Annotated in this window: 1 protein-coding gene; it reads right to left on the reverse strand. The window is 67.0% G+C overall.

The genetic code is table 11. From position 1 onward, the window contains the following. Positions 1 to 439: lipase family protein (locus GV790_RS29000; protein WP_218586492.1), on the reverse strand; the 439-nt coding region annotated here is incomplete at both ends.

Consider the following 439-nt stretch of genomic DNA (forward strand, 5'->3'; position numbering starts at 1 on the left):
CTTGAACAGCATGTTGAGCGGCAGGAACGGCATGCCGAAGTACGCGGGCGTCTGGCATTGGGTGCGGAAGAAGTCGGCGATGGCTTTACCCGCGGGGTTGAGTTTGTCGTCGATCCTCATTTCCGGGTACCAGGGCTCGAGACCCAGCAGGGTGGCGAAGGCGAAGCCGGAACCCACCGAGCCGTCGGCGACGCGCATGAAGCTGCGCGGCTTGACCACCATGCCTTCCAGCACGGTCGCTTTCACATCCAGCTCCGGCGCGTAGGTCGGCTGGAGTTCGGCCGAGAAGCCCGCGCCGACACCGCCGCCGGCGATACCGAACAGACCGGCCTGCGCGTTCGGATGCAGTCCCGCTTCGCGGAAGTTCAGGGCCGCGCGGGCGCCGTCGAGCTGGGCATGCGCGGCGAACTTACCTGCGAAGACGCCGTGCGGCTTACGG

The sequence above is a fragment of the Nocardia cyriacigeorgica genome (assembly GCF_010858045.1).
Classification (GTDB): domain Bacteria; phylum Actinomycetota; class Actinomycetes; order Mycobacteriales; family Mycobacteriaceae; genus Nocardia; species Nocardia cyriacigeorgica_E.